A 7,830-nucleotide genomic window follows, 5' to 3' on the forward strand; every position below is an offset into this window, starting at 1 on the left:
GGCGAACAAGCGAGTCTGCAAATTCTGATCGACGGCAGTGATTCACAGGTCGCGACCACCGCCCAGAGTACGGCGCAGCTGTTGGGGTTGAATCTGTCGATTCAGATGGCGAAGGCCAAAGGCGAGGCCTTGCAAATCGCTCCGGCCCGAGACGCCTCGGGGCAAGGAGTGCTGCCGATCGATGTGCGGACACGCATGTTGTACAACCCCGACCTGGAAAGCTCGCACTTTTTCGTTCCCGGATTGGTCGGCATCATCCTGCAGTTGGTGACGTTGTTTCTGACGTCGTTCGCCGTGGTTCGCGAGCGGGAACTGGGGACGTTGGAACAGTTGTTCGTCACACCGGTCGGTCGAACCGGTTTATTGCTGGGCAAGTTGCTGCCATACGCCCTGGTCGGTTTTGTGGCGCTGCTGACGGTGTTGGCCGTGATGATCTATGTCTTCGGCGTCGACATCCGCGGCAGTGTCTCCTTGCTGTTGGCGTTGTCGATGTTGTTCATGGTCTGCTCGCTGGGGTTGGGCTTGCTGGTGTCCACCCTTGCCAAGACACAATTGGAAGCGGTGCAGTTTGCGTTTGTGATCATGTTGCCGTCGGTGTTGCTTTCGGGCTTCGTTTTTCCGCGCAGCGAAATGCCGCTGCCGATCTACTTGATCACGTTTGGGATTCCAGCGACTTACTTTATCGAGATTCTTCGGGGCGTCGTTTTACGGGGTGCCGATTTCATCGATCTGGTTCCCTGGGTTGTCGGATTGACGATCTGCGGCGCGGTCGTTCTGATCCTCAGCGTGTTGCGATTCCAAAAACGCCTCGGCGCCTGACACCATTGATTGCAGATTCCGACCATGGCGCACCGTCCCTCTTCTTCTGTTCCGAAACGATCCAAAAGGCGGTTTCGACGTCAGACGCGGCCCGGAACGCCGCCCGGGGCGGTGGTGCCGAATCCCGATGCGCCCCCACCGATCATTCGGCTGGTTACCTATGGTCCAACGGATGTGACGGAACATGAGATCGATGATCTGAAACGCATTGCCGGGCTGGTCAACGATTCCGTCGTGACGTGGGTCGATGTGGATGGTTTGGGAGATGCGGACGTGGTGATGCGGGTGGGTGATCTGTTCGGACTGCATCACCTCGCACTGGAAGACGTGGTCAACGTTCACCAGCGGCCAAAGGTTGAACTGTACGGCGATCATCTGTTCATGATCGCCCGCGCGCTTCCACATGACGATTCACACGGGTCCGCGCAAATCGCGATGTTTCTAGGACGCAACTTTGTCGTTTCGTTTCGCGAACGCGAGGCCGTTTGTCTCGACGCGGTCCGTCAGCGGATTCTCTCGGGCAAAGGCAAGATTCGAACCTACGGTGCCGACTACTTGCTTTACGCGCTGCTGGATTCGGTGATCGATGACTATTTCCCCGCCCTGGAAAAACACGGCGAAAACCTTGACGTGTTGGATAGTCAGATCTCGGCGGGTGCCGATCGGAACCTGATCAGCGAGGTGCACCAATTGCGCAGCGAGTTGCTTTCACTGCGGCGGGCAATCTGGCCGCTGCGTGACGCAATCAACGCACTGATTCGAGATTCCGGGGATCTGATCTCCGATGAAACCGATTTGTATTTGCGCGATTGCTACGATCACATCATTCAGATCATGGATGTGATCGAGACCGATCGCGAACTCTGTTCCGATTTGCGGGATTTCTATTTAACGGTGGTCGGCAATCGGATGAACCAGGTGATGAAGTTTTTGACGATCATCGCCACGTTGTTCATGCCGCTGAGTTTCATCGCCGGCCTGTACGGGATGAACTTCAATCCGTCGGCATCGACTTGGAACATGCCCGAACTGAATTGGACGTTCGGCTACTTCTTTGCCTTGGCCTTGATGGCGGGGACCGCAACCACCTTGACCGCAGTCTTTTGGCGAAAGGGTTGGTTGAGGTGAGCGGTATTGACCCTGTGCCGGACCGTCGCAGGCACAAGCTGTAGGTGGCGTGTGGCTTAGCCCGTGCCCCTTTCCGCGATCGGAGGGTGCTCGTCGTTAGACACGGTAACTGTTTTGCATGTTCGAACAATATTCGGTCGGCTTGGTATGCCAGTTGCTCTTTTTCCTTGCTCCGAACTTTGACGTCGCTCCAAAGGAAGATCCGTGTCATCGACGACCGAAGCCAAGCAGGCCACGCCGACCTGGAGGTCGTTGGAAACCTTGATCGCGGTGTTTGCGATCGCGATGATCACGCTGCATCTGGTCCTGCGTTTCGGCACCAGCAGTTCACACAGCATGATGAACCTGCCGTTGGTGGCGGTGCTGGTGTTCGGAGGCATCCCGCTGGTTTGGGATTTGTTGTTGAAGATGTTGCGGCGGGAGTTCGGATCGGACCTGTTGGCCGGGATCTCGATCGTGACCTCGGTGCTGCTGGAGGAATACCTGGCGGGATCGCTGGTCGTGTTGATGCTTTCCGGCGGCGAGGCGTTGGAGGCCTATGCGGTGCGGAGTGCCTCGTCGGTCCTGCGGGCTCTCAGTCAACGCATGCCTTCGGTGGCACATCGAAAACGGGACGCGGTCGTCGAAGACATCGCGTTGGACGAGTTGGCGATCGATGATATCGTCGCCGTCTTTCCACACGAGATCTGTCCGGTCGACGGGACGGTGATCGAAGGGCACGGGGTGATGGACGAGTCGTACCTGACTGGTGAACCCTACATGATGTCCAAGACGCCGGGTTCGGCGGTGCTGTCCGGGGCGATCAACGGCGAATCGGCGCTGATCATCCGGGCCGAAAAATTGGCGGTCGATTCACGCTACGCCAAGATCATGGAGGTGATGGAGGCGTCCGAAACGCAAAAGCCCAAGATGCGCCGATTGGCCGACAAGTTGGGAGCCTGGTACACCCCGTTGGCCGTCGCCATCGGAGTGGCGGCCTGGATCGGAACCGGCAACCCGGTGCGATTCTTGGCGGTGATGGTGGTCGCCACACCGTGCCCGCTGTTGATCGGCATTCCGGTCGCGATCATCGGTTCGATCTCGCTGGCCGCACGCCGTGCGATCATCGTGCGCGACCCATCGTCACTGGAGATGGCCGACACCTGCCGAACGCTGATCTTTGACAAGACGGGGACGCTGACCTACGGCGAACCGAAGCTGGTCCAGCGGATTTGTGCCGATGAAAGTCGCGATCAAGAAATCTTGAGTCTCGTCGGCAGCTTGGAACGATTTTCAAAGCATCCACTGGCCCAGGCCATTGTTGCCGCCGCCGGTGAGGCCAACCTCGCCCCGCAAAGTGTGTCGGAAATCAGCGAGCCGCCCGGCAAGGGGCTGCGCGGCATCGTGGGCGGGCGAAATATCGAAGTCACCAGCCGCAAAAAGCTACTGGCCCAGCAGCCTGAGTTGCGGACCCAGTTGCCACCGCAGGCGGGCGGATTGGAATGCGTGATTCTGGTCGAGGATGAGTATGCCGCGACCTATCAATTCCGTGACACCCCGCGACGCGACGGCGCGTCGTTCATCCAACATTTGGGACCCCGGCATTCCATCCGGCGGACGATGATGGTGTCCGGGGACCGCGAATCGGAGGTCCGGTATCTGGCCGAACAAGTCGGCATTGAAGACGTGTATTTCAGCCAAAGTCCGGAACAGAAACTGGAGATCGTCAACGCCGAGACGGCCAAGGCGAATTCCATCTTTGTCGGCGACGGGATCAACGATGCGCCCGCCTTGATGGCGGCAACGGTGGGCATCGCCTTCGGCCAAAACAGCGACGTCACGACCGAAGCGGCCGACGTCGTGGTGCTGGACAGCTCGCTGCAAAAGATCGACGAGTTCCTGCACATCAGCCGGCGGATGCGGCGAATCGCACTGCAAAGCGCGATCGGGGGCATGGCGCTGAGCATCGTGGGGATGATGTTGGCCGCCGCCGGATACCTGTCACCGGTCGCCGGCGCGATTTGCCAGGAAATCATCGATGTCGCCGCCGTGCTCAATGCCCTCCGCGTCGCGCTGCCGCCCAAATCGATGATCGATTTTGAACCATCCGAAGGCGAAGGCTGAGATCCAATCCCACTGGCCGGCGGGTGGACGGGAGCCTCGCACAGGGACGGGGTGGCGCAAATTGACAGGGGTTGTCAGCCTCCATAAACTTGAAAAGCTTTTCACCCAGAAGCTCTTTTCCGAGGACAGGCACGCCGATTTGTGCCGGCGATGTCGTGTTCGCGTCCGACCGATCGGAAATGCTATCAGCGAATCAATGCCCGTCGGTTTCGATTGCAAGCCCGACGACCGGTCGCCACCTCAAGCAAGCCCCCCGATGGATTCCAGCGAAGCGTCTCAAGATTTGGAACTCCAAAGCAATCTCACCCAATGCGCGGTCCCGATCGTGGGTCTGGGGGCATCGGCGGGAGGGTTGACCGCGCTGGAAACCTTTTTCGAGCAATTGCCGGTCGATACCGGCGCCGCCTTCGTGGTCGTCCAGCATTTGTCGCCGGACTACCAGAGCCACATGAGCGAATTGCTGGGCCGCCGCACCAAGATGGCCACGGTGCAATTGTCCGACGCGGTCGAACCCGAACCGAACACCGTGTACCTGCTGCCCCCGGCCAAACACGTCGTCCTGCAAGACGGACAACTGCAACTTCGCGACCGAGAAGGCGACGGTGAGTTGAATCTGCCGATCGACAAATTCTTTCGCTCCCTGGCCGAACAGAACGATCGAAAAATAGCGGTGGTGGTTCTTTCGGGCACCGGCAGCGACGGTAGCGAGGGAATCGTGGGCGTCAATCGCGCCGGCGGGTTGGTGCTGTCGCAAGACGAAGACAGCGCTCAATTCAACAGCATGCCGCTCAACGCGATGAAGACCGAAGCGGTCCACGTGGTCGCCCCGGTGGTGGAACTCGCCGAAGCCCTCGTGTCGTTTTTGGCCGGCGTTTCGATCGAAGATGTCATCTCGCATTGTTCGCCCTACATCGAACGCAATGACCTGGAATCCGTCTACCAGCGGTTGGAACAAGCCTGCGGCGTCGATTTTGAACAATACAAGATCGGCACCTTCACACGGCGGCTGTCGCGGCGGATGCTGCTGTCCAAAATCGATCAACTGGACCGTTACATCCAACGGCTCGACAGCGACCCGGCCGAGCTGTCGCGATTGGCCGATGACTTGATGATCGGGGTCACCCGGTTCTTTCGCGACCCCGACGGCTATCAGCGGTTGGCCCATCGTTGCATCCGGCCGGCCGTCGCGGCGAAATCCAGCGGCGACGAATTCCGAGCCTGGGTCGCCGGCTGTGCGACCGGTCAAGAGGCCTATAGCGTCGCGATGTTGATTCATCACGAATGCGAAAAGTCAGGCATCCCGCTGGGGATCAAGATCTTTGCCACCGACCTGCACCCCGATGCGATCCGGTTTGCCCAGCGAGGACATTTTCCCACCGAATCGCTGACGGAGATCCCGCCGGAGTTCCGCGAAAAGTATTTGGTGCGCGTCGCCGACGGGTTTGAGATCTGCAAAAACGTTCGCAACTCGATCGTGTTCGCGCGGCACGATGTGTTGCAAGATGCACCCTTCACCGGCATGGATCTGGTCACCTGTCGCAACCTGTTGATCTACCTGGTCGATGACGCCCAACGACGCGTGCTGAACATGTTCGCCCACGCGCTCAAGGCGCGTGGGGTGATGTGGCTGGGACCGAGCGAAACCCCCGGTGACTTGGTCGAAGACTTTTCGATCCTCGACAAACATTGGCGGATCTTTCAAAAGGACCGTGACTCACGCTTACCGCTCGACCTGAAATTGCGGAAACGCCCGCTGCACAGCGCCAACCTGTCGCGTCGCCCACATTCATCCCGCGCGCCCTCGTCCGCGTTGGTGGCGTCTTACGATCGCATCTTGGAACAATACGCGCCGCCGGGGATCCTAGTCGACGACGATCTGCGACCGCTGCAGATTTTTGGTGACCTGTCGCGATGGACCACCCCGCGACCGGGACGCTTGACCGGCACCGTCGACGACATCCTGATCGAGTCGCTGCGGCTTCCCGTCGCTCTGGCAATCGAACGCATGAAGGTCGATCAATTGTCGGTGATCTCCGAGCGAGCGATGGTCCACAGCGATCCCATCGACATCCGGATCAGTGCGTTTCACCATCCCACCCAATCCGAAACACACTATCTGATCAACTTCGGCAGCATCAACACACAGCCTTCCACTGGGCTTGTTTCGGCTGGCGAACCGGCTCACCGACCGCTTGCCGCTCCCGTCCCCGCGCAACCAGACACGTTATCGACCACGACGGATTCGATGTCCCCGGCGGATTCAACGTCCGCCGATGCAGACGCCTTGGCGCTCAACGCCGAGCGCATTCGCATGCTGGAAATGGAACTGGAATTCACTCGAGAGAACCTGCAAGCGACGATCGAAGAAGTCGAAACGACCAATGAAGAACTGCAGTCCAGCAATGAGGAGTTGACCAGCAGCAACGAGGAATTGCAAAGCACCAACGAAGAACTACACAGCGTCAACGAAGAACTGCATACCACCAACGCCGAAAGCAGTCGACGCTTGCAACTACTGACCGAAACCACACGTGACCTGGAAACGGTCATGTTGGAAAGCGACGTGGGCATTGTCCTGGTCGACAATGATTTGAACATTCGCCGCGTCACACCGGCGGCCGCTGATATCTTGTTGATCCGCCGCAAGGATGCCGAGGGTGAACGACTGGCCGATTACGCCCACGCCTTGGAGGACGTCGATCTGATCGAATTGGTGCAGCAGGTCAGCCGCGAACACAAAACGATCGAGCTCGAAACCATCGACCGGCGGGACGATCCGATTCTGTTGCGAGTCTCACCCTACCGCGAACGCAGCGGCGTGGTGATGACGATGACGAACCTGCGAACCGTCAAAGAAACCGCCGACAAGCTTCGCAAACTGACCTCGATCGTTCAGGACAGCACCGATGCGATCATCGGTGTTGAACTCAATACACGGGTCACCAGCTGGAATCGCGGCGCGACACGGTTGTTCGGCTACGAATTGGACGTTTCGCGAAACGTCGAACTCTGCGACGCCTTGCCGACGGAGATCTGCGACGTTTGCGAGACGCTGATCCGCGAGCTGGTCCGCCACGGCGATGTCGCCGCGAAAGAGATTTCGACCACGATTCAGGACAAACAAGTTTTCCTGCAGATTCGCGTCACGCCCGTCCTGGATGAATATGAACGCGTCTCGTCGGCGGCGATCACGCTGTACGACGTCACGGCGATGCAAAAAGCCAAGGAGCAGTTGCGTCTGCGGACGCGGGCCATCGATGCGGCCAGCAACGGCATTCTGATCGTCGACGCGCAAAAAGACGATATGCCGATCGCTTACGCCAATCAAGGGTTCGGGCAACTGACCGGATTTGACCCCCAGGACGTTGTCGGTCGCAATTGCCGGTTCTTGCAAGGCCCCAAGACCGATCCGGCCGATATCCAGAAGATCCGCGACGCGATCGCAAATCAGGAAAGCTGCCGCGTCACGCTCTTGAATTATCGTCGCGACAACACGCAGTTTTACAACGAGTTGGTGATCACGCCGATCTTTGATGCCGACGGCCAATTGACGCACTACGTCGGCGTGCAAAGTGATGTGACCGACATGGTCGAAGCGAGTCATTCACTGAAACAGAGCGAGCTCGAATATCGAAGCACCTTCGAAAACGCCGCCATCGGAATCGCCCACGTCGGACTGGAGGGCCAGTGGCTGAGGGCCAACGAAAAGCTCTCCCAGATCTTTGGCTACAGTCGCGATGAACTGAAAACAATGACGTTCCAGGATCTGACGCATCCCGA

At 58.7% G+C, this 7,830-nt stretch carries 4 protein-coding genes; all 4 read left to right on the forward strand.

The window, feature by feature from the left end; genetic code table 11:
• Positions 1-819: ABC transporter permease (locus tag ABX749_RS14180; protein WP_372896550.1), on the forward strand; the 819-nt coding region annotated here is incomplete at its 5' end.
• A 114-nt stretch (positions 820-933) separates the two neighbouring features.
• The gene (gene corA, locus ABX749_RS14185) at positions 934-1,947 is read left to right on the forward strand and encodes a magnesium/cobalt transporter CorA (protein WP_372896551.1); all 1,014 of its coding nucleotides are present in this window, start codon (positions 934-936) and stop codon (positions 1,945-1,947) included.
• Positions 1,948-2,232: 285 nt separating this feature from the next.
• Positions 2,233-4,050 carry a heavy metal translocating P-type ATPase gene (locus ABX749_RS14190; RefSeq protein ID WP_372896553.1) on the forward strand — a complete coding sequence of 606 codons (1,818 nt, stop codon included), beginning with the start codon at positions 2,233-2,235 and terminating at the stop codon, positions 4,048-4,050.
• A 256-nt stretch (positions 4,051-4,306) separates the two neighbouring features.
• A partial coding sequence (locus ABX749_RS14195; protein ID WP_372896552.1) for a chemotaxis protein CheB occupies positions 4,307-7,830 on the forward strand: 3,524 nt, incomplete at its 3' end.

The sequence above is a fragment of the Stieleria sp. genome (assembly GCF_041595215.1).
GTDB classification, from domain to species: Bacteria; Planctomycetota; Planctomycetia; order Pirellulales; family Pirellulaceae; genus Stieleria; species Stieleria magnilauensis.

Excerpts from the sequence above, each read along its gene's own strand:
- ABX749_RS14190 (WP_372896553.1), top strand. The coding sequence starts at position 2,233 with ATGATCACGCTGCATCTGGTCCTGCGTTTCGGCACCAGCAGTTCACAC.